Here is a 20,095-nt window from a genome sequence, read left to right on the forward strand (position 1 = left end):
ATTCCCGATGCGCAAGTACAGCAACCTCGACACGAAATCCTCGCGTGCCGTGAGGGTCGAGGCCGCCACGGTCCTGCCCACCTCGGCGGGTCCGGCGGCCGGTCCCCAGAACCAGGAGATCAACGGCCCTGACCTGGTCGCCCCGCCGCTCCGACGGGTGAGCGCGAGCTACCTCTTCTGGATCACGGTCGCGAACTTCGGCGCCAGCCTCGCCCTGATGGTGCCGCTCACGTACTCCCTCGCGGTGCGGGTGTCCCAGCTGGATCCCGGCCACGAGGAGGTCCTCGGCTACATCACGGGGACCGCGCAGCTGGTGTACCTCGTCCTCAGCCCGCTGCTCGGCGTGTGGAGCGATCGGCTCCGGTCGCCGTTCGGGCGTCGCACGCCGTTCGTCGTGGGCGGGGCGATCCTGGGCCTCCTGGCGGTGGTGTTCATCGCCGTGTCGCCGAACCTCCTGCTCATCGGCGCCGGCTGGGTGGTCGGCCTGCTGGGCTGGGCGACCGCCGGCCAGGGCATCCAGACCCTGCTGGCCGACCGGGTGCCCGAGGAGCAGCGCGGACGCGCCTCCGCCCTCACCGGGGTGTCCACGCAGATCGCGCCGGTCATCGGCATCGGCGTCGCCTACGCGGTCGTGAAGTCGACCTTCCTGCTCTTCCTCGTGCCCGCCCTGGTGGGCCTCGTGCTCATCCTCGCGTTCGTCCTGATCAAGCGGGAGGGCAGCTCGCGCGACATCGTCCGGAACGACACCGTGAGCGCCAAGGCGCTGTTCAGCAGTTACGTCTTCAACCCGAGGAAGTACCCCGACTTCGGCTGGAACTGGCTGGGCCGGTTCATCTTCTTCATGGGGCTGTACTTCAACACGACGTTCGGCACGTTCTTCTACGCGCAGCGGCTCGGCATCCCTGTGGTGCAGGTGGCGGGCGTCGTCGCCGCGATCGGCATCATCGGCGTGCTGGCCGCCACCGGCGGTGCGATCCTCGGCGGGTTCCTCTCGGACAAGCTGGGACGCCGCAAGCTCTTCACCCTGATCGGTGCCCTGCTGTTCGTGGCCGGCGCCTGTGTCGAGGCGTTCGCGCACTCCATCGTCCCGCTGGTCGTCGGATCGGTGCTGATGCAGCTGGCCATCGCGGCGTTCAGCGTGGTGGACCAGGCGATCGTGTTCGCCGTGCTGCCGAGCCGTGCGGAGGCCGGTCGTTACCTCGCGGTCGTGGCGTTCGCCCAGAAGATCCCGAGCGCGATCGCGCCCCTGATCGCTCCGCTGATCATCACCATCGGGGCGGTCGGAGCCGACAAGAACTACACGACGCTGTACCTCATCGGCGCGGTCTTCGCCCTCATCGGCGGGCTCATCATCTTCACCAAGGTGAAGAGTGTCCGCTGAGGCCGGGGACGCCGTCTCGCGGTCGGCGATCGTCGTGATGGGCGTCTCGGGTGCAGGCAAGACGACCGTGGGACGGGCGCTCGCCGAGCGCTTGCACCTGCCGTTCATCGACGCCGACGACCTGCACCCGCAGGCGAACAAGGACAAGATGGCCGGCGGGACACCGCTCACCGACGACGACCGCTGGCCGTGGCTCGCCCGGGTCGGTGAGGCGGTCGCCGCCGAGCTCCGGTCGGGTCGCGGCGTCGTCGTCGCCTGCTCGGCGCTGCGACGGACGTATCGGGATGCCATCCGCCGCAGTGCGGACGGGCCGGTGACGTTCGCCCAGCTGGAGGGCAGTGCCGACCTGCTGGGAGAGCGGATCGGCGCTCGCACCGACCACTTCATGCCGCCCGGGCTGCTCACCTCCCAGTTGCAGACGCTGGAGACGCTGGAGCCCGACGAGACGGGGTCCGTGTTCTCCGTCCACGACGCCCCCGAGCTTGTGGCGGCACGGATCTACGACTGGGTCACCACCCGAGAGGATGCGCTTGCATGACAGAGGGAACACTCGCCGCGACCGACGAGCGGGAAACCGAGACCCGGGACAGCGCCTTCGGCCGGATCGAGCTCTCGACGGTTCCGCTGCCCGACGGCGTCCAGCTGTCGAGCGCCACGTACCTGCCGTCGGGCGACGTCTTCGTGCTGTTCCGACGCGCCGGCGACCACGACGACTGGTTCCGTGTCGGCATCGTCCGAGATGACGGGACGGACTTCCGCGAGATCTTCTCCGGAGCGATCCCGCAGAGCCCGACGGCGAACGGTATCCGCCACATGCCGTTCAGCGACGGCCGCCGGGTGCTTCTCGGCGACTACGTCCTCGAAGCGACGCCGGACCTCGGCACCGCCACGACGGTCGAGCTCCTGCCCGTCGAGTATCCATGGGACCTGACATCGGACCCGCTCACCTCGCACCACTGGTCGGAGATCATCGTCTCGCCGGACGACCGGAACATCGCCTGGACGATCCTGCGGACCGACATGTCGGCCGTCGTGGCGCTCGGCCGGCTCGAGCGTGGTGCGGACCGGTACACGATCGAGGAGCCGGCGATCATCAGCAGCAGGGAGGTGGTCGTCCCCGACCCGGAGCGCGACGGCTGGTTCAGGATGCGGCCTATGCTCGGCGGAGAGGTCAAGCAGTTCGTCCGCGGCGGCTCCGCTCTCTCGTCCGTCGGAGACGGGGGCAGCGCGCTGACGGACTCCGTCATCCAGAGCCTCACGTCGGAGCACATCGAGCCGATCACGAGGACCCCCGGGTACGACGAGACGACCATCCTCTCGCCGGATGAGCGGCTGGGCATCGTGATGACCTCGCGAGCGTCGCGCGGCACCGACCCGCGATTCCTCGGCCTCGTGCCGCGCCCGCACGCGCAGCTCGTGACGATGGACCTGGCGTGGGTGCTCTACGTCTACGCCGTCGACGGTGTCCGGCGGTTCCGGCCGGGGAACATCGGGCCCGTCCTGATCGACATGGAGCGTTCGGTGACCGAGCCGGGGTATCAGGGCGTGCCGCTGAACAGCGCCGACGCGTCGTGGGTCTACGTCTCCCCGATGTCGTGGCATCCGGATGGCACGCGGGCGATGTGGATGGAGCAGCTCCGAGGCTCGGGGGAGGGCGGCCATCCCGAACTCAGGATCCGCGTCGCCCGGCTTCCCGAGCACGCGCCGGCGGCCGCCGCGCCGGTCGTCACGACGCCCGGCATCCCGCCGTATGCGGTGACGGGCGACGAGGCGCGCGAGCGGCTACGGCGCCGGATCCACGTCGTGCCGTCCGGGCGCATCGCCGGTGCGCACTCCGGGCACCTCGAGTTCGAGCGGTCGTCGGACGGGCACGGGACGTGGTCCGCGTTCTCGCGCTACGTCGACTTCAGCGACGACGGCAGGACCGTCTACAACGGCTACGAACGCTCGAGCGGCTCGATGGCGACTGGCGCGGTGTACGAGGCGGACCTCGTCGCGGAGGGCGAGGCCAGCGGGGAGATGCGTCTCCGTGCGACCTGGTCCGGCGTCCAGCAGGGCGCGCGGCTGCTGTTCGGGACCGCAGAGGACGGGCGGCCGCAGAGTTTCGGTTCCGCACGGTTCGGAGACACCGAGGCGCGCGTCGAGGACCTGGTCGAGTAGCGCCTTCCACCGATGACCACACCCACACGACCTGGAGGTCCGTATGCCCTATCCCTTCCCTGACGTCTCGAACGCGTCGATCGCCGAACTCGTCTCCCTCCGAGGCCGCCGCGCAGTCGTCACCGGCGGCGCCCAAGGCCTGGGCAGGGCCATCGCCGAACGACTGGCCGAGGCGGGAGCGGACGTGCTCGTCGTCGACCTGAACGAGGAACCTGCCCAGGCGGCAGCGGCCGAGCTCGCCGAACGGTACGGCGTGACCGCGATCGGGACGCGCGCCGACGTATCCGACACCGACTCGGTCGTTGCCGCAGCCGACCTGGCCGTCCGGGAGCTCGGCGGCCTCGACATCTGGGTCAACAACGCGGGCCTGTTCCCCAACGCTCCCGTGCTCGACATGCCGGACGAGCTGTGGGACCGGGTGTTCGCGGTCAACGCGCGCGGAGTGTTCCTCGGCTCGCGGGAGGCCGCTCGCCGGATGGCCGCGGACGGTTCCGGGGGAGTCATCGTCAACATCATCTCGACGGCCGGCTTCCAGGTCGCGTTCCCCGGCATGGCGGCGTACGTCAGTTCCAAGCACGCGGCGCGTGGCCTCACGAAGTCGCTGGCCGTCGATCTCGCACCCCTCGGTGTGCGCGTCCTCGGGGTCGCTCCGAGCTTCGTCCCGACCGAGGGCAACATCGCGGCGGCCCGGGCGGCGACCGAGCAGGCGGCGGCAGCGGGCATCGAGATGCCGCCGCTGGACGTGATGACGCAGAGCAGGATCGGCCGCTCGGCACTCCGGACGACATCGCCCGGGTGGTGCTCTTCGCCGCAAGCGATCTGTCCCTGATCATGACCGGGAGCACGCTGCTGGCGGACGCGGGGGAGACCCTCTGAGGCGCGGTCAGGCGCTCTGGTCGCCGGCCCGTTCGATCGCGCTCATCGGCACTCCGAGGACGCGCTCGATGAGGGACCCCAGCTCGGCGGCGATGTCGAAATTCTGTTCGGCCAGCCATTGGAGCTGCAGGCCCTCCCAGGCCGTGTGGATCCAGCGCGACGCGCGATAGGGGTCGAGGGACGAATCGACGACGCCCGCCTGCTGCAGGCGGACGATGCTCTCCACCATCCGCTCGTCTCCGGCGCGCCAGCGCTCTTTGAAGTACTCGTGTGCGGGATGCGCCGGGTCGCTCGACTCGCCGAACATCGCCGTGTGCAGGCGGACGACGTTGATGCGTCGCAGGCTCTCCGCCGCGCGGGCAGGGGCGCGGCGCACCGATTCGCCGAGCGGCATCGTCGACCACTCGTACTCGTCCGACAGGCGGAGGGCGGCCAGCAGCAGGTCGTCCTTCGTCGGGTAGTGGTACAGCACCCCGGGCTCGCTGAGCCCCGCGCGCTGTGCGACATCCGCCGTGATGAGCGACCGGTGCCCCTTCTCCAGGACGATCTCGAGGGCCGCCTCAGCAATGGCGCGCCGACGCTCTTTGGTCTTGGCGTAGCTCCCGCGAGGCCCGCGCACGGCGACAGTTTTCACCATGCCGCCACGATAGCCCAGATTCTTTAAAACTATTGCCCATTAAGAATTGACACGGGCCGCACGCGCTGGTTACCATCCAAGTGCGAACTCTATAAGCGACTCAGAGTTAGCAGTCGGGCCGCACGCACCCCTGGACGGCCTGCATCCCATTCCCGGTCTGCTGGGGATCGCCCCCGGTGTCTTTCAAAGGTGAGGACAATGCATCCACGCGAACTGAATCGATACAACGTACGGCGGCGCTCTGCCGTCGCCGCGAGCGCGGCGCTGGCCGCGGCCGCCCTGCTGCTGAGCGGCTGCAGCGCTTCCGGATCGACGGCCAGCACGGCCACCGCGACCGCCGAGAAGGACGTCCACCTGACGTTCCTCAACCAGTCCCGCGGCCAGGAAGCGGCGCTCAACGAACTCGCCAAGAAGTACGGCGAGAAGACCGGCGTGACCGTGACGGTCGACACCCCAGGGCCGGTGGACTACCTCCCGAAACTGCAGGCGGACGCGCAGTCGAAGCAGATGCCGGACATCTACTCGTCGTTCAACCAGACCTCCATGGCGCCGTTCTACAAAGCCGGATGGGCGCTCGACCTCACCAAGGAGCTGAAGGCGGGGTGGAGCAAGAACTTCACCCCCGAGGTGATCAAGCTGTCGACCTTCGAGAAGGGCAACAACCTGGGCGTCAAGCCCGGCATCTACACCGCCCACTGGGAGACGCAGTCCTACGGGATCGTCGCGGACGAGAAGAACTCGGGCCTCGACGCCGAGAACCCGCCGAAGAACCTCGATGCGCTGGTCGACCAGCTGGCGGAGAGCAACGCGAGCGGCACCGGCGGTTTCTCGGTCGCCGCATCCGTGAGCCCCTTCCTGGCGCAGTACGTCGCCTCCAATTGGCTGACCGACAAGCAGATCTCCGACACGTTCGCGGGCAAGTACAAGTGGACGTCGGCGGGATGGAAGAAAGCGTTCCAGTTCATCGCCGACCTGCAGAAGGCCAAGGCGATCTCCGGCAACGCGATCCCGGGCGGGCAGAACGACAACCCGACCGTTGAGACGAACTTCTTCACCAAGCATAGCGTCGGAGCGGTCTTCGACGGCTCGCCCGGCGTCTCCGTCGGCCACAAGACCGCGCCCGACTACACGAGCTACTTCTCGCTCGCGATCCCGAAGGCCACCGACGCGAAGTACACCCCGCGTGCACCGGGGGTCCCCGGGAAGGGAGCGGTCATCAACCCGCGCGGCGAGCACGTGCAGGCGTCGCTCGACTTCGTGAAGTGGCTGACCGAGCCGGCGCAACAGCAGGTCTTCTCGGCCGAGGCGTACATCATCCCGACCAGTCCGTCCCTGCTGGCGAGCCCCAAGCTGCCCGAGCAGCTGACCGGCTTCGCGGCCGGCATCAAGGACCTCCAGGTCATCCCGAACACCTTCAGCGCGCCGGTCACGGACGCGATCAGCCGTGATGTGCAGCGGCTGGTGCTCGGCCAGATGAGCGTCGACGACCTGGTCGCCGACATCCAGACGGCACAGGACAGCAGCCAGTGACCACGTCCGTCAGCACCCTCCCTGCGCGGCGCTCCTCCGGGGCGCCGCGCAGGCGGCGCCGGGTCGGCCGGCGGCGCGGCCTCACCGGCTACCTGTTCCTGGCTCCGGCGATCGCGCTGATCGCCGTCTTCACGCTGGCCCCGTTCGTCGAGTCCATCCTGCTCAGCTTCCAGTCGTGGGACGGCGTCAGCCCGGACACACCGTGGATCGGCTGGCTGAACTACCAGGCCGCGTTCCGCAACGTCGCCTTCTGGGCGTCGATGAAGAACGTCGTCATCTTCGGCGTGGTCGGGTTCGTCGTGGGCAACGGCGTCGCCATCGTCATGGCGCTCGCGGTGAACGCCATCCGCAAGGGACGCACCTTCTTCCGAACCGTCTATTACCTCCCCAGCGTGCTGTCGGTGGTGGTGGTCGGCATGGTGTTCTCCGCGATGCTCGACCCGCGCTCCGGGATCGTGAACAAGATCCTCGGTTGGATGGGGCTGCCGTTCCTCCAGCACGACTGGCTGAACGACCCGAACGTCGCGCTGTTCGCCGTCATCGCCGTCTTCCTCTGGCTGCACTGGGGATTCGGCTTCATCCTCTTCCTCGCCGGTCTCCAGGACATCCCGAAGTACCTCTACGAGGCAGCCGAGCTCGACGGCGCGCGGGGGTGGGCCAAGTTCCGCTACATCACCTGGCCGCAGCTTGCGCCGGTCACCACGGTGGTCAGCCTGCTGACGCTGCTGGCCGCCCTGCAGATCTTCGGGACGGTGCAGGTGCTGACCAACGGCGGTCCCGGGTACACGACCATGGTGCCCACGCTGCAGATCTTCACCCAGGCGTTCACCTACAACAACTACGGGCAGGCAGCCGCCATGTCGGTCATCTTCGGCGGCGCTCTCATCATCCTGTCGCTCGTCCAGCTCGGCGTCTCGCGCCGGCGTGCGAACGACTGAGCAACACGGGAGACACCATGACGACCACGACGAATGCCCCCGGCTACGTGGCTGCCCAAGAGGCGGTCCCCGCCGAGACCCGCGCGACGCGACGTCCCCTCGGGCCCGGGCGGGTGGCGCTGTACGCGCTCCTCGTCGCGGGAGCGCTGAGCGCTATCTTCCCCATCCTGTGGATGATCTCCGGCTCGATGCAGACGCTGCCGGAGCTCCTCACCGGCGACTCGCTCCTCCCGGCCGTCCCCCAGTGGCAGAATTTCACCACCGCCTGGGTGAAAGGCAACCTGGGCGTCTACCTGACGAACAGCATCATCTACACCCTGTGCGCGGTCGCAGGCATCCTGCTGGTGTCGAGCCTCGCCGGGTACGCGCTTGCGCGCCTCGAATTCCGGGGCAAGGCGATCTTCACCGCCCTCATCCTCGCGGTGATGATCATCCCGGCGCCGGCGATGTTCCTCGCGCAGTACAAGGTGCTGCTGACCCTGGATCTGGCCAACACCCGGCAGGGATACGTCCTCATCCTGATCACCTCGGGCATCCCGATCTCGACGCTGATCATGCGCAGCTTCTTCGCGTCGCAGCCCCGCGACCTGGAGGAGGCGGCATCACTCGATGGCGCGTCCGCCCTGCGCACCTTCTTCAGCATCATGCTCCCGCTGGCGAAGCCGGGGCTGGCAGCCGTGGCCGTCATCCAGGCGTTCGCGGTGTGGAACGAGTACCTCATGGCGCTCGTCATCTTCAACGACACCTCGCTGATGCCGGTGCAACGCGGCCTTACCAGCTTCGTCTCCGCCGAGACGCCGCAGCCGCAGATCCTGCTCGCCGCCACCCTCATCTCCATCGTGCCGGTGCTCGTCTTCTATCTCTTCGCCCAGCGTCAGATCGTCGACGGCATCAGCGCCGGGGCCATCAAGTAAGGAACACGTCCTCCATGCATCCTGCATTCGCCCGTTCGCCCTGGTTCGGCGGCGACTACAACCCCGAGCAGTGGCCCGAGGCGGTGTGGGATGAGGACGTCGACCTCATGCGCCGCGCCGGGGTGAACCTCGTCACCGTAGGCGTGTTCGCCTGGTCGCTGCTGGAGCCCGAGGAGGGCCGGTACGACTTCGGCTGGCTCGACAGCATCCTGGATCTCCTTCACGAGAACGGGATCGCCGTCGATCTCGCGACGGCGACGGCCTCGCCGCCGCCCTGGTTCTCGCGTGCGTATCCCGAGTCGCTCCCGGTGACCGCGGACGGCATCCGGCTGTCTCCGGGATCGCGGCAGGCGTACTGCCCGAGCTCGCCGCAGTACCGGGCGAGCGCGGGGAAGCTGGCCCGTGCCATCGCAGAGCGCTACGGGAAGCACCCCGCCGTAGTGCTCTGGCACGTCAACAACGAGTACGGCTGTCACGTCGCCCGGTGCTACTGCGACGAGTCGGCGGCCGCGTTCCGGCGCTGGCTCGAACGGAAGTACGGGACGATCGAGACGCTCAACGAGGCGTGGGGGACGGCGTTCTGGTCGCAGTCCTACGCGAGGTTCGACGAGATCCTCCCGCCGCGGACGACCCCGGCGATCGGCAACCCCACACAGGCGCTCGACTTCGACCGGTTCAGCTCGGACGAGCTGCTCGCCTGCTGCCTCGAGGAGAAGGCGATCCTGCGGGAGGTGACCCCCGACATCCCGGTCACCACCAACTTCATGGGGCTGTTCCGCGGCGCCGACTACTGGCGGTGGGCACCCTACGTGGATGTGATCGCCGACGACCTCTACCCGGACCCCGCAGACCCTGACGCCCCGCGCGCCGCCGCGATGGCCCGCGACCTGATGCGGTCGCTGGGCGGCGGACGTCCGTGGATCCTGATGGAGCAGGCGACGAGCGCCGTCAACACGCGGCCCGCGAACGCTCCGAAGGCCGCAGGGCAGACGCGGGCGCTCTCGTACCAGGCGCTCGCCCGGGGCGCGGACGGCATCCTGTTCTTCCAGTGGAGGCAGTCGGCATCCGGTGCCGAGAAGTTCCACTCCGGGATGGTGCCCCACGCCGGCACGGCGACGCGCGTCTGGCGCGAGGTCGAGCAGCTGGGGTCCGAGCTCGCGGCCCTGGGTGACGTGATGGGGACGGAGACCCGTTCGCACGCCGCGCTCCTCTTCGACTGGGACAGCTGGTGGGCGATCGAGCAGCGCGGACTTCCGGCGACCTCGTCGTACCTCTCCCTGGTCTCGCGGTGGCATGCGGCCCTGACGGACGCCGGACTGACGGTCGACCTGGTGCGCGGCGACGGTGACCTCACGGGGTACCCGATCGTCGTGGTGCCGAGCCTGTACGTCACCACCGACGCACAGGCGGCGGCGATCGACGCGGCGGTACGGTCGGGGTCGAGCGTCCTGGTGACCGACCAGACCGGGATCGTCGACGAGAACCTGCGGGCGCGACTCGGCGGCTACCTCGGCGAGCTGCAGTCGACGCTGGGTGTGTGGATCGAGGAGTTCTGGCCGCTGACCGGCGCTTGGGCGCGGCCCGGCGGGATCCCGGTCGCAGAGTCGGCCACCATCGCGCCGACGGTGACCGTGCGGGGCGGAGTCTTCGCGGGCGGCATCAGCACGGGTGCGGAGTGGACCGAAGCCCTGCACATCCACGACGCGGAGGTCGAGGCGGTCTTCGAGGGCGGTGCGCTGGACGGCTGGCCGGCGCTGACCCGGAAAGCCCGAGGTGAGGGCGCGGCCTGGTACCTCGCCACACGCCTCGACCGGGACGGCCGTGCGGCGGTTGTCGAGCGACTCATCGCCGAGAGCGGGGTCTGCGTCGAGCATCCGTTGTCGGGGGACGGCCGCGGTCCGGTCGAATCGGTGCGGCGCGGCGACCTGCTGTTCCTCATCAACCACGGGACGAGCCCGGTGGTCGTCAACGTCGATGGCACCGACGTGCTGAGCGGCGGGAGTGCCCGAGGGATGACGCTGGGCCAGCACGATGTCGCGGTCGTGGCCGCGTCCGTGATGGAGGAACCGTCACCGGCCCGTGCCCCGATCCTAGGGGCGTCGGCTCAGAACGTGTAGCGCCGAGCCGAGTCCTGTTCTCAGGACACCGCCGCAGGGAGAGACCCCCTCACCGCCCAGGCGGTGGCGGCGCCGTACTCTCCCTCACGACCAGCTGCGGGATCGGGTACTCCATCGGCACCAGCGGCTCGACACCCTCGATCTGAGACACCAGGACGTCGATCGCCTGCGTGCCGAGCCAGCCGAAGTCCTGGCGGATCGTGGTCAACGGCGGCGCGAAATGCTTGGCCTCCGGGATGTCGTCGAAGCCGACCACGCTGAGGTCACAGGGCACCGAGAGGCCGAAGTCGGCGGCGGCGTGCATGAGGCCGAGCGCCATCTGGTCGTTGGAGGCGAACACCGCCGTGAAATCCGGATGGTCGAACAGCTTCAGCCCGACCTCGTAGCCGAGGTCGGCCGACCAGTCGCCCAGCAGGGGAGCGGTCACCGGGAGGTCGTGGTCGTTCAGCTCGCCGAGGAACCCGTTCATCCGGTCCTCCGCCTCGTTCCAGTCCTGCGGGCCGGCGAGGTGCACGATCCGGGTGTGGCCGAGCTCGATGAGGTGACGCGTCGCCAGGCGGGCGCCCGCCTCCTGGTCGAACGCCGCCACGCGCCCGTCGCCGTCGTCCTTCCAGTGCAGGCTCACGAACGGCAGGCGGACGGCGACGCGCTGCAGCGCCTCGTGGGCCCGCTGCTGCGGCGCGATGACGACGACGCCATCCACCCCCTGGGCGGCGAAGGAGTCGAGCGCCTCGGAGATGCTGGCGTCGTCCTCCCGGGCCAGTGTGGCCGTGAGGATGGCGTAGCCGCGCGCCCGCGCTGCCTCGTCGATCGAGGTGGCCGCGCTGAAGGGGCCGTAATGCGAGCGGGCCGAGACGAGCAGCCCGATCGTCTTGGACCGGGATGTTGCGAGCGCACGGGCGGCGCTGTTGGGTCTCCACGAGTTCTCTTCGATGACCTTGCGCACTTGCGCCTCGGTGGACGCCTTGATGTAGCGCTCGCCGTTGAGGACGCGCGACACCGTTTGGCGCGACACACCGGCCAGGCGGGCGATGTCCCGGATGGAGAGGGCGCGCTGCTCGTCGGGTCCGTGTTTGTCCATGGATCCTGTCTCGTCTGCGGGAGCGGCAGCGCTGCCGCTCGGTAACGTGCTCATCATATTTTTCGGCGAAGCACTTGACTGACCACCGGTTGGGGTCATAACGTCTAACCCGTTCTGGGACCGGTCACATATATCGCCCGCGGACCAGCATACGACGAGGGAGTCGCACATGACAGCAGCCGAATCGCACGGGAGCGACGGCCGCTGCACTGTCCCTTCGCATGCTGAGAACCGAGGGCGTGACAGTTCCGAGCTCGGCGAATCGGCGCGCAGAGGGCGCGCCGGCCGCCTCACCGCTCGAAGGGAATCACAGTGAAATTCAGGAAAGTCGCACTCGCCGCCGCCGCACTCGGCGTCGCGGTCGCACTCGCCGCCTGCTCAGGAGGAGGCCGCGGTGGCGGAAGCGCTACGGGAAGCGGAGACAACAAGGGCGCCCTCGTCGGCGTCGCCATGCCCACCAAGGTGTCGGAGCGCTGGATCGCCGACGGCAACGCCGTCAAGTCGGACCTCCAGAAGAACGGCTACAAGGTCGACCTCGAATACGCCAACAACGACATCCCGACCCAGGTGCAGCAGGTGAACACGATGATCACCAAGGGCGCCAAGGTGCTGATCATCGCCTCCATCGACGGCGGGTCGCTCACCGACCAGCTCGACGCGGCGGCCAAGGCCGGCATCAAGGTCATCTCGTACGACCGCCTGCTGACGGGCGACAAGAACGTCGACTACTACGTGTCGTTCGACAACTACAAGGTCGGCGTCTACCAGGCCAAGTCGCTGCTCACCGGGCTCGGCGTCCTCGACGCCGACGGCAAGCCGACCGGGCAGAAGGGTCCGTTCAACATCGAGGTGTTCGCCGGCAGCCCGGACGACAACAACGCCACGTTCTTCTACAACGGCGCGATGGACACCCTGAAGCCGTACATCGCCGACGGGACGCTCGTGGTCAAGAGCGGCCAGACCAACTTCAACCAGGTCGCCATCCTGCGCTGGGACCCGGCGACCGCCAAGGCCCGCATGCAGGACCTGGTCGCCAAGTCGTACTCCACCGGCACCGAGGTCCAGGGCGTGCTGTCGCCCTACGACGGCCTCTCCGACGGAATCCTCAGCGCCCTCGAGGGCGCGGGCTACGGCTCCGGCGGCAAGAAGCTGCCGGTCATCACCGGCCAGGACGCCGAGGTCGCCAGCGTGAAGCAGATCATCGCGGGCACGCAGTACTCGACCATCTACAAGGACACCCGCCAGCTGGCGAACGAGGCCGCCAAGATGGCGAACGACCTGCTCTCCGGCAAGAAGCCCGAGGTGAACGACACCAAGAGCTACGACAACAAGGTGAAGGTCGTCCCGAGCTACCTCTTCCAGCCCGTGGTCGTCACCAAGGACAACTACCAGAAGATCCTGGTCGACAGCGGCTACTACAAGGAATCCGACCTCAAGTAGCGCCGGCCTGACGGTCCGGGCGGGTGCGCATCCAGCGCCCGCCCGGACCACTGCGAGCAAGGGAGACCATGGCTGACACGATTCTCGAGATGCGGAACATCTCGAAATCCTTCCCCGGCGTGAAGGCGCTGCAGGACGTCTCGATCAGTGTCGAGGAAGGATCGGTCCACGCGATCTGCGGCGAGAACGGCGCGGGCAAATCCACGCTGATGAAGGTGCTGTCGGGCGTGTACCCGCACGGCACCTTCGAGGGCGAGATCGTCATGAACGGCGAACCCGTCGAGTTCCGGTCGATCAACGACTCGGAGGCGGCGGGCATCGTCATCATCCACCAGGAGCTGGCGCTGTCGCCGTACCTGTCGATCGCCGAGAACATCTACCTCGGCAACGAGCGGCAGAAGCGCGGCTTCATCGACTGGAACGAGACGAACCTCGAAGCGGCGAAACTGCTCAAGCGCGTCGGCCTCCACGACAACCCGATCACCAAGATCAAAGACATCGGGGTCGGCAAGCAGCAGCTGGTGGAGATCGCCAAGGCGCTGTCCAAAGAGGTCAAGATCCTCATCCTCGACGAGCCGACGGCGGCCCTCAACGACGACGACTCGGCGCACCTCCTCGACCTGATCCGTCAGCTCCAGGAGCACGGGATCACGTCGATCATCATCAGCCACAAGCTCAACGAGATCAAAGCGATCGCCGACCGGGTGACCATCATCCGCGACGGGCGCACGATCGAGACGCTCGAGATGGGCAAGGAGGGCACCAGCGAGGAGCGCATCATCAAGGGGATGGTGGGCCGGGATGTCGCCAGCCGCTTCCCCGACCACGTTCCGCACATCGGCGAGGAGCTCCTCCGCGTCGAGGACTGGACGGTGCACCATCCACTCGACCGCAACCGCGTGGTCGTCGACAACGTGAGCTTCAAGGTCCACGCCGGAGAGATCGTCGGCATCGCGGGCCTGATGGGCGCTGGGCGCACAGAGCTCGCCATGAGCATCTTCGGACGCAGCTACGGCGTCGGGATCAGCGGCCGCGTGTACAAGCGCGGCGAGCCGATCTCGGTGAGCACGGTGTCGAAGGCCATCGCCAACGGCATCGCCTACTCCACGGAGGACCGCAAGCACTTCGGCCTGAACCTGATCGACAACATCCAGCGCAACATCTCGATCGCCGCGCTCGACAAGCTGGCCAACTGGTTCCGCTTCATCAACGAGCAACGCGAGTCGCTGGTCGCGGAGCAGTACCGCAAGAGCATGAACATCAAGACGCCCAACGTCCTGACGCTCACCGGCAAGCTCTCGGGCGGCAACCAGCAGAAGGTCGTGCTGTCGAAGTGGATGTACTCCGACCCGGAGGTCCTCATCCTCGATGAGCCCACCCGTGGCATCGACGTCGGCGCCAAGTACGAGATCTATACGATCATCGACCGGCTCGCCGACCAGGGGAAAGGCATCGTCGTCATCTCCTCCGAGCTGCCCGAGCTGCTCGGAATCTGCGACCGCATCTACACCCTCAGCGAGGGCCGCATCACCGCCGACGTCCCGCGCGAGAAGGCCACCGCCGAATACCTCATGCAATTCATGACCCAGGAACGCGAGAAGAACACCGCATGAAACCGCTCACCAAAGCCCTGAACTACCTGACCGGGCAGCTGCGTCAGATCGGGCTGTTCATCACCCTGATCGCCATCGTCGTCTTCTTCCAGATCGCGACGGGCGGCATCACCCTGGCGCCGATCAACGTGTCGAACCTGATCGTGCAGAACAGCTACATCCTGATCCTCGCGATCGGCATGGTGATGGTCATCATCGCCGGCCACATCGACCTCTCGGTCGGCAGTGTGGTGGCGTTCATCGGCGCCATGGCCGGCGTGTTCATCTCGAACTGGCATCTGCCCTGGCCGCTCGCCATCGTGTTCTGCCTGGTGCTGGGTGCGCTGGTCGGCGCGTGGCAGGGGTTCTGGATCGCGTACTTCGGCATCCCGGCGTTCATCGTCACGCTCGCCGGCATGCTCGCGTTCCGCGGGGCTGCGCAGATCGCGCTGGGCAACCAGCAGATCTCGTTCTTCCCGAAGGAGTTCCGCGCGATCGGATCGGGCTTCCTGCCCGCGTTCGGGACCACCGGCTACGAGCCGCTGACGATGATCCTGGGCCTCCTCGCGAGCATCGCCATCCTGGCGTCGTCCCTGCGGCAACGGGCCGTGCGCCGCAAGTACGACCTCGAGGACGAGCCGCTGTGGTGGTTCATCATCAAGCTGGTGTTCCTCATCGCGCTCGTGCTCGTCATGACCGTGCTGCTCGCCAGCTACAACGGCACGCCGATCGTGCTGATCATCCTGGCCGTGCTGGTCATCGGCTACTCGGCGATCATGAACGGCTCCGTCTTCGGCCGCCACATCTATGCGATCGGTGGCAACCTGGCCGCGGCGGCGCTCTCGGGCGTCAAGACCAAGCGCGTCACGTTCCTGCTGTTCGTCAACATGGGCGTGCTGTCCGCGGTCGCGGGCCTGGTGTTCACCGCGGGGCTCAACCTGGCGAGTCCAAGCGCCGGAACGAGCTTCGAGCTGGATGCGATCTCCGCCGTCTTCATCGGTGGCGCGGCGGTCACCGGAGGCATCGGAACGGTCACCGGCGCGATCATCGGTGGTCTGATCATCGGCGTGCTCAACAACGGCATGTCGATCCTCGGCATCGACAGCGACTACCAGTTGCTGATCAAGGGTCTGGTGCTGCTCGCCGCCGTCGCCTTCGACGTGTACAACAAGCGGCGGTCGGTGGGGCAGTAGGGCGGGTTGTCGCGGCGGGACGGTCTTGGTAAGCCTGAGGCTGATCAAGGAGGTCCCATGAAAGCGATCACGGTGTCCGACGCTGCGGCTGGTGCCGCGGGGATGCGGCTCGACGAGCGTCCGCATCCCCACGCCTCGGAGAACGACGTCATCGTCCGGGTGCACGCCGCCGGTTTCACGCCGGGGGAGCTGTCGTGGCCGGCCACCTGGACCGACCGGGCCGGCCGCGACCGCACCCCCACTGTTCCTGGGCATGAGCTCGCGGGGGTGGTGACCGAGCTGGGCTACGGCACGACCGGCCTGACGGTCGGCCAGCGCGTGTTCGGGCTGGCCGACTGGACGCGCGACGGCACGCTGGCGGAGTACGTCGCCGTGGAGGCGCGGAACCTCGCCCCGCTGCCCGCCGACGTCGACTTCGTGAAGGGAGCCAGCCTCCCGATCTCAGGACTGACCGCCTGGCAGGGGCTCTTCCTGCACGGCGGGGTGCAGGCTGGCCAGACCGTGCTCGTCACGGGCGCGGCCGGCGGGGTCGGCTCGGTCGTGGTGCAGCTGGCGCGGGCTGCCGGCGCTCGGGTGATCGGTGTCGGGCGTGACGGGCATCGTTCGCGGGCCGAGGAAGCGGGTGCGCACGCGTTCGCCGAGGTGTCGGACCTTGCGCAGGTGGGCGAGGTGGATGCGGTCTTCGACGTGCTCGGCGGAGAGGTGGGGTCGCAGGCCGCGGCCCTGGTTCGCGAGGGCGGAACGCTGATCTCGATCGCGGCGCCGCCCGAGGGTTCGCGCGTGGGCGTGCGGTCCGTTTTCTTCGTGGTGGAGCCGAGCAGGGCGGAGCTCGTCGAGCTCGTGGGACGGGTGCGCCGCGGAGAGTTGCGAACGTTCGTCGGGGCGGTGGTGCCGCTCAGCGAGGCGCCTGCGGCGTTCAGCGGAAGCGGCCCGCGCGGCGGAGGCAAGACGATCGTGCGGGTCGCGGAGGACTAGCGCCCGTCAGGCCTCGGACGCGAAGACCTCCTTGGCGACGGCCATCGCCGACATGGCCTTCGGCCAGCCCGCGTAGAACGCGAGGTGCGTGATCGCCTCGACCAGCTCCGCCTCCGTCGCGCCGTTGTCGCGCGCGAACGCGAGGTGGAAGCGCAGCTGCTCGACGTTGCCGCCGGTCAGCAGCGCGGCCACCGTCACGAGGCTCCGGTCGCGCTTGGACAGCTCCGGCCGTTCCCACACCTCGTCGAAGAGCACCCGGTCGGTGTAGTGCACGAGCCCCGGGGCGAAGTCGCCGAATGCGCGCTGTCCGCCCGTCCATCCCGTCGTCTCGTCGCTCATGCGCTGCGCCCTTCGTACTCGTCGTCCGTGATGTGCTCTTTCCACGTAGTGGTCTTCGCGGGGTCGTCCGCCGACTCCAGCATCGCGATGTGCTCCATGAAGCAGCCCGGCGCCGCGGCGTGCCAGTGATCCTGGCCGGGCGGTGTGTAGAGGGTCTCTCCCGGGTGCACCTCGATGATGGTGCCGTCGCGGTCGCCGAAGCGGGCGACCCCGGCCGTGACCCGCAGGTACTGGCCGCGCGCATGGCTGTGCCAGGCGGTGCGGGCGCCGGGCGCGAAGCGGACCAGCGCGACGGTCATCCGCTGGTCGTCCTCGTGCGGGCCGGCGATCGGGTCCACCCAGACCTCGCCGGCGAACTGCTCCGGTGGATTCAGGATGGTGGGGATGCGGGGCTCGATGTTCATCGCGCGTCCTTTCTGTGAGCGATCACAGCGTGAGCAGCACCTTGGTGGCGCGGCGCTCATCCATCGCCCGGTAACCTTCGGCCGCGTCCTCCAGCGGAAGAGTGAGGTCGAAAACGAGCCCGGGGTCGATCTCGCCGTCCATGATGAGCCCGATCAGCTCCGGGAGGAACCGGCGCACGGGCGCGGGTCCGCCGTGCAGGTGCACGCCGGAGAAGAACAGTTCGAGGCCGGGCAGCTCGACGTCGTGCGAGACGCCGACGTAGCCGACGTGTCCGCCGGGGCGGGTGGCGCGGATCGCCTGCATCATCGACTCCTGCGTTCCGACGGCCTCGATGACAGAGTGGGCGCCGAGCCCGTCGGTGAGCTCCTTGATCTTCTCCACACCCGCGTCGCCGCGCTCCTCGACGATGTCGGTGGCGCCGAAGCGGCGGGCGAGTGCGTGCCGGTCGGCGTGGCGGCTCATGGCGATGATGCGCTCGGCGCCGAGCTGCTTCGCCGCGAGGACGCCGAGCAGCCCGACCGCGCCGTCGCCGACCACGGCGACGGTCTTCCCGGGCCCGGCCTCGGCGGCGACGGCGGCGAACCATCCCGTGCCGAGTACGTCGGACGCGGCGAGCAGACCGCGAACCTGCTTCTCGTCCGGTTGGCCGGGAACGACGACGAGCGTGCCGTCGGCCAGCGGGACGCGCAGCTTCTCCGCCTGCGTGCCGATGGCGCCCATCGGCACGGCGTGGACGCAGCGCGACTGGTAGCCGGCCCGGCAGATCTCACAGGTGTTGTCGGAGGCGAAGAACGAGCCCACGACGAAGTCGCCGACGGAGAGGGTGGAGACGGCGTCGCCGACCTGCTCCACGACTCCCACGTACTCGTGGCCCATGGGGGTCGGCCGGTCCACCGGGTCCGTCCCGCGGTACGGCCACAGGTCCGAGCCGCAGATGCAGGCCGCCTCGACGCGGATGATCGCGTCCGTCGGCTCCTGGATTCTCGGGTCGTCACGCTCTTCGACGCGGACGTCCCGGGGTGCGTACATGACTACTCCACGCATGTGCGAGGTCCTTCCGTTGGGTACGCATCCATGACACCCGCTCGACGGCGGGCGCGGGAGTCCCTGATGTGACGTGCACTGGCGTGACGTGCACTGGCATGACGTGTACTGAGAGGGAACCCCTCCGCCGGCCGCACGGACGTACTCTCGATGCCATGGACAACCGAGCAGAGGTACGCGAGTTCCTGATGAGCAGGCGCGCGCGGCTCCGACCCGAGATGGCCGGCCTGCCCGCCGGCGAGGGCCGGCGCGTCAGCGGCCTGCGCCGTTCCGAGGTCGCGATGCTCGCGGGGGTCAGCGTGGAGTACTACGCGAAGCTGGAGCGCGGCTCGATTTCGGGCGCCTCCGCCGCCGTACTCGACGCGGTGTCGCAGGCGCTCCAGCTCGACGACGCCGAGCGTGCGCACCTGCTCGACCTGGCTCGCGCGGCTGACGGCATTCCCACCTCCGGACGGTCCCGGCGCCGCAGCACCCGCAACCCGGTTCAGCGACCGAGTCTGCAGTGGATGCTCGAGGCCGTCACCGAGGGCATCGCCGTCGTCCGCAACGTCCAGTCGGATGTGATCGCCTTCAACGCGCTGGGCCGCGCGTTCTACGCGCCCATGATCGGGGACGGAGGACGCACGCCGAACTTCGCGCGCTTCCAGTTCCTCGATCCGGCCTCCCGCGACTTCTACCCCGACTGGGACCTGTTCGCCGACATGTGCGTCGCCGTCATGCGCGCCGAGGCGGGCCGCGACCCGCACAATCCGGCTCTGCAGGAACTCGTCGGGGAGCTGTCCACCCGCAGCGACTCCTTCCGCCGGCTGTGGGGCGCGCACAACGTCCGCACCCACGGCGCCGGCACGAAGCGTTTCCACCACCCGGTCGTCGGGGACGTCACTCTCGCCTTCGAGGAGCTGGCGGTCACCGCCGAACCCGGGCACGTCGTCCTGGTGTACACCGCCGAGCCGGGCTCCGACTCTGCGCAGAAGCTGCGACTGCTCGCATCGTGGGCGGCGGAGCACCCTGTCATCCCCCAGACGGAGAGGATCGCGGAGGCATGACCGGCTGGACTCCCGAGGAGCTGCGCGCCATCGCCTCCACCGACGACTTCCACATCTCGCCGTTCCGTGAGGACGGGACGACGCTGGGCACCCCCACCTGGATCTGGTCGGTCGTCGTGGACGACACCGTCTGGGTCCGCGCCTACAACGGCACCGCCTCGCGCTGGTACCGGGCCGCGCGAGCGCAGCGCGCCGGCCGGGTCACCGCGGGCGGCATCCAGAAGGACGTCGTCTTCACCCCGGTCGAGGATGGCGCTGTCAACGACCGCGTGGACGCCGCCTACGAGGCGAAATACGGCGACAGCCCGTACTTCCCGCCGATGGTGACGGCGAAGACGCGGGCGGCGACCGTTCGCGTCGATCCGCGCTGAGCCCCGGATGACGGCTGCCCGCCGTCGTCGGTCAGCGCTATCCTCCCGTCAGGGAG

19 protein-coding genes are annotated in these 20,095 nt (G+C 68.6%); 14 read left to right on the plus strand and 5 right to left on the minus strand.

What is annotated here, in order from left to right; all coding sequences use genetic code 11:
• The first annotated feature begins 7 nt into the window (after nt 1-7).
• From AB7E03_RS16365 to AB7E03_RS16380, 4 genes are read left to right on the plus strand one after another with little or no spacing between them, the layout of a single operon-like run.
• Entirely contained in the window at nt 8-1,381 is a 1,374-nt protein-coding gene (locus AB7E03_RS16365) for an MFS transporter (protein ID WP_441783502.1), read from the plus strand.
• Nucleotides 1,371-1,919, plus strand: coding sequence for a gluconokinase (locus AB7E03_RS16370; RefSeq protein WP_489942394.1), 549 nt, complete (start codon nt 1,371-1,373; stop codon nt 1,917-1,919). Before AB7E03_RS16365 ends, AB7E03_RS16370 begins: the two co-directional genes overlap by 11 nt.
• On the plus strand, nt 1,916-3,541 hold the full coding sequence (locus tag AB7E03_RS16375) for a hypothetical protein (RefSeq protein ID WP_489942395.1): 1,626 nt from the start codon (nt 1,916-1,918) through the stop codon (nt 3,539-3,541). The genes AB7E03_RS16370 and AB7E03_RS16375 overlap by 4 nt, the downstream gene beginning before the upstream one ends.
• Before the next feature lie 43 nt (nt 3,542-3,584).
• Nucleotides 3,585-4,370, plus strand: a complete 786-nt coding sequence (locus AB7E03_RS16380; protein WP_489942396.1) for an SDR family NAD(P)-dependent oxidoreductase — start codon at nt 3,585-3,587, stop codon at nt 4,368-4,370.
• Nucleotides 4,371-4,424: 54 nt separating this feature from the next.
• Here AB7E03_RS16380 and AB7E03_RS16385 read toward each other — a convergent pair whose 3' ends face one another.
• Complete coding sequence (locus AB7E03_RS16385; protein WP_489942397.1) at nt 4,425-5,054, minus strand: TetR family transcriptional regulator; 630 nt, start codon at nt 5,052-5,054, stop codon at nt 4,425-4,427.
• 198 nt (nt 5,055-5,252) lie between these two features.
• Here AB7E03_RS16385 and AB7E03_RS16390 point away from each other — a divergent pair, with 198 nt between their 5' ends.
• From AB7E03_RS16390 to AB7E03_RS16405, 4 genes are read left to right on the plus strand one after another with little or no spacing between them, the layout of a single operon-like run.
• Complete coding sequence (locus tag AB7E03_RS16390; protein WP_489942398.1) at nt 5,253-6,584, plus strand: ABC transporter substrate-binding protein; 1,332 nt, start codon at nt 5,253-5,255, stop codon at nt 6,582-6,584.
• Nucleotides 6,581-7,522 carry a carbohydrate ABC transporter permease gene (locus AB7E03_RS16395; protein WP_489942399.1) on the plus strand — a complete coding sequence of 314 codons (942 nt, stop codon included), beginning with the start codon at nt 6,581-6,583 and terminating at the stop codon, nt 7,520-7,522. The genes AB7E03_RS16390 and AB7E03_RS16395 overlap by 4 nt, the downstream gene beginning before the upstream one ends.
• Nucleotides 7,523-7,539: 17 nt before the next feature.
• The gene (locus AB7E03_RS16400; RefSeq protein WP_489942400.1) at nt 7,540-8,436 is read left to right on the plus strand and encodes a carbohydrate ABC transporter permease; all 897 of its coding nucleotides are present in this window, start codon (nt 7,540-7,542) and stop codon (nt 8,434-8,436) included.
• Nucleotides 8,437-8,450: 14 nt separating this feature from the next.
• The gene (locus AB7E03_RS16405) at nt 8,451-10,553 is read left to right on the plus strand and encodes a beta-galactosidase (protein WP_489942401.1); all 2,103 of its coding nucleotides are present in this window, start codon (nt 8,451-8,453) and stop codon (nt 10,551-10,553) included.
• Between the two features lie 49 nt (nt 10,554-10,602).
• Here the strand turns inward: AB7E03_RS16405 and AB7E03_RS16410 are convergent, their stop codons facing one another.
• Nucleotides 10,603-11,634, minus strand: a complete 1,032-nt coding sequence (locus AB7E03_RS16410) for a LacI family DNA-binding transcriptional regulator (RefSeq protein ID WP_489942402.1) — start codon at nt 11,632-11,634, stop codon at nt 10,603-10,605.
• Between the two features lie 312 nt (nt 11,635-11,946).
• Between AB7E03_RS16410 and chvE the strand changes: the two genes are divergently transcribed.
• The 4 genes from chvE (at nt 11,947) to AB7E03_RS16430 (ending at nt 16,834) form a co-directional block, all read left to right on the plus strand.
• Nucleotides 11,947-13,074, plus strand: coding sequence for a multiple monosaccharide ABC transporter substrate-binding protein (gene chvE / locus AB7E03_RS16415; protein WP_489942403.1), 1,128 nt, complete (start codon nt 11,947-11,949; stop codon nt 13,072-13,074).
• Nucleotides 13,075-13,142: 68 nt separating this feature from the next.
• Nucleotides 13,143-14,687, plus strand: a complete 1,545-nt coding sequence (gene mmsA / locus AB7E03_RS16420; RefSeq protein ID WP_441783513.1) for a multiple monosaccharide ABC transporter ATP-binding protein — start codon at nt 13,143-13,145, stop codon at nt 14,685-14,687.
• Nucleotides 14,684-15,859, plus strand: coding sequence for a multiple monosaccharide ABC transporter permease (gene mmsB / locus AB7E03_RS16425; RefSeq protein WP_441783514.1), 1,176 nt, complete (start codon nt 14,684-14,686; stop codon nt 15,857-15,859). Before mmsA ends, mmsB begins: the two co-directional genes overlap by 4 nt.
• A 57-nt stretch (nt 15,860-15,916) precedes the next feature.
• Complete coding sequence (locus tag AB7E03_RS16430; RefSeq protein WP_489942404.1) at nt 15,917-16,834, plus strand: NADP-dependent oxidoreductase; 918 nt, start codon at nt 15,917-15,919, stop codon at nt 16,832-16,834.
• 6 nt (nt 16,835-16,840) lie between these two features.
• On the opposite strand, the gene AB7E03_RS16435 is transcribed toward AB7E03_RS16430, so the two are convergent.
• Genes AB7E03_RS16435 through AB7E03_RS16445 form a run of 3 tightly spaced genes read right to left on the minus strand, consistent with a single transcriptional unit; the run spans nt 16,841 to nt 18,622 of the window.
• Nucleotides 16,841-17,173 carry a carboxymuconolactone decarboxylase family protein gene (locus AB7E03_RS16435; RefSeq protein ID WP_489942405.1) on the minus strand — a complete coding sequence of 111 codons (333 nt, stop codon included), beginning with the start codon at nt 17,171-17,173 and terminating at the stop codon, nt 16,841-16,843.
• Nucleotides 17,170-17,577 (minus strand): (R)-mandelonitrile lyase, encoded by a 408-nt coding sequence (locus AB7E03_RS16440; RefSeq protein ID WP_489942406.1) that lies wholly within the window; start codon nt 17,575-17,577, stop codon nt 17,170-17,172. Before AB7E03_RS16440 ends, AB7E03_RS16435 begins: the two co-directional genes overlap by 4 nt.
• A 22-nt stretch (nt 17,578-17,599) precedes the next feature.
• Nucleotides 17,600-18,622: a zinc-dependent alcohol dehydrogenase family protein gene (locus AB7E03_RS16445; protein WP_489942407.1), complete on the minus strand. Its 1,023-nt coding sequence runs from the start codon at nt 18,620-18,622 to the stop codon at nt 17,600-17,602.
• Nucleotides 18,623-18,777: 155 nt separating this feature from the next.
• Between AB7E03_RS16445 and AB7E03_RS16450 the strand changes: the two genes are divergently transcribed.
• Both AB7E03_RS16450 and AB7E03_RS16455 read left to right on the plus strand, forming a co-directional pair.
• On the plus strand, nt 18,778-19,668 hold the full coding sequence (locus tag AB7E03_RS16450; RefSeq protein WP_489942408.1) for a helix-turn-helix transcriptional regulator: 891 nt from the start codon (nt 18,778-18,780) through the stop codon (nt 19,666-19,668).
• A complete protein-coding gene (locus AB7E03_RS16455) occupies nt 19,665-20,039 on the plus strand; it encodes a DUF2255 family protein (RefSeq protein ID WP_489942409.1) in 375 nt (124 codons plus the stop codon). Before AB7E03_RS16450 ends, AB7E03_RS16455 begins: the two co-directional genes overlap by 4 nt.
• Nucleotides 20,040-20,095: the final 56 nt, after the last annotated feature.

It is taken from the genome of Leifsonia sp. RCC_180, from assembly GCF_058138205.1.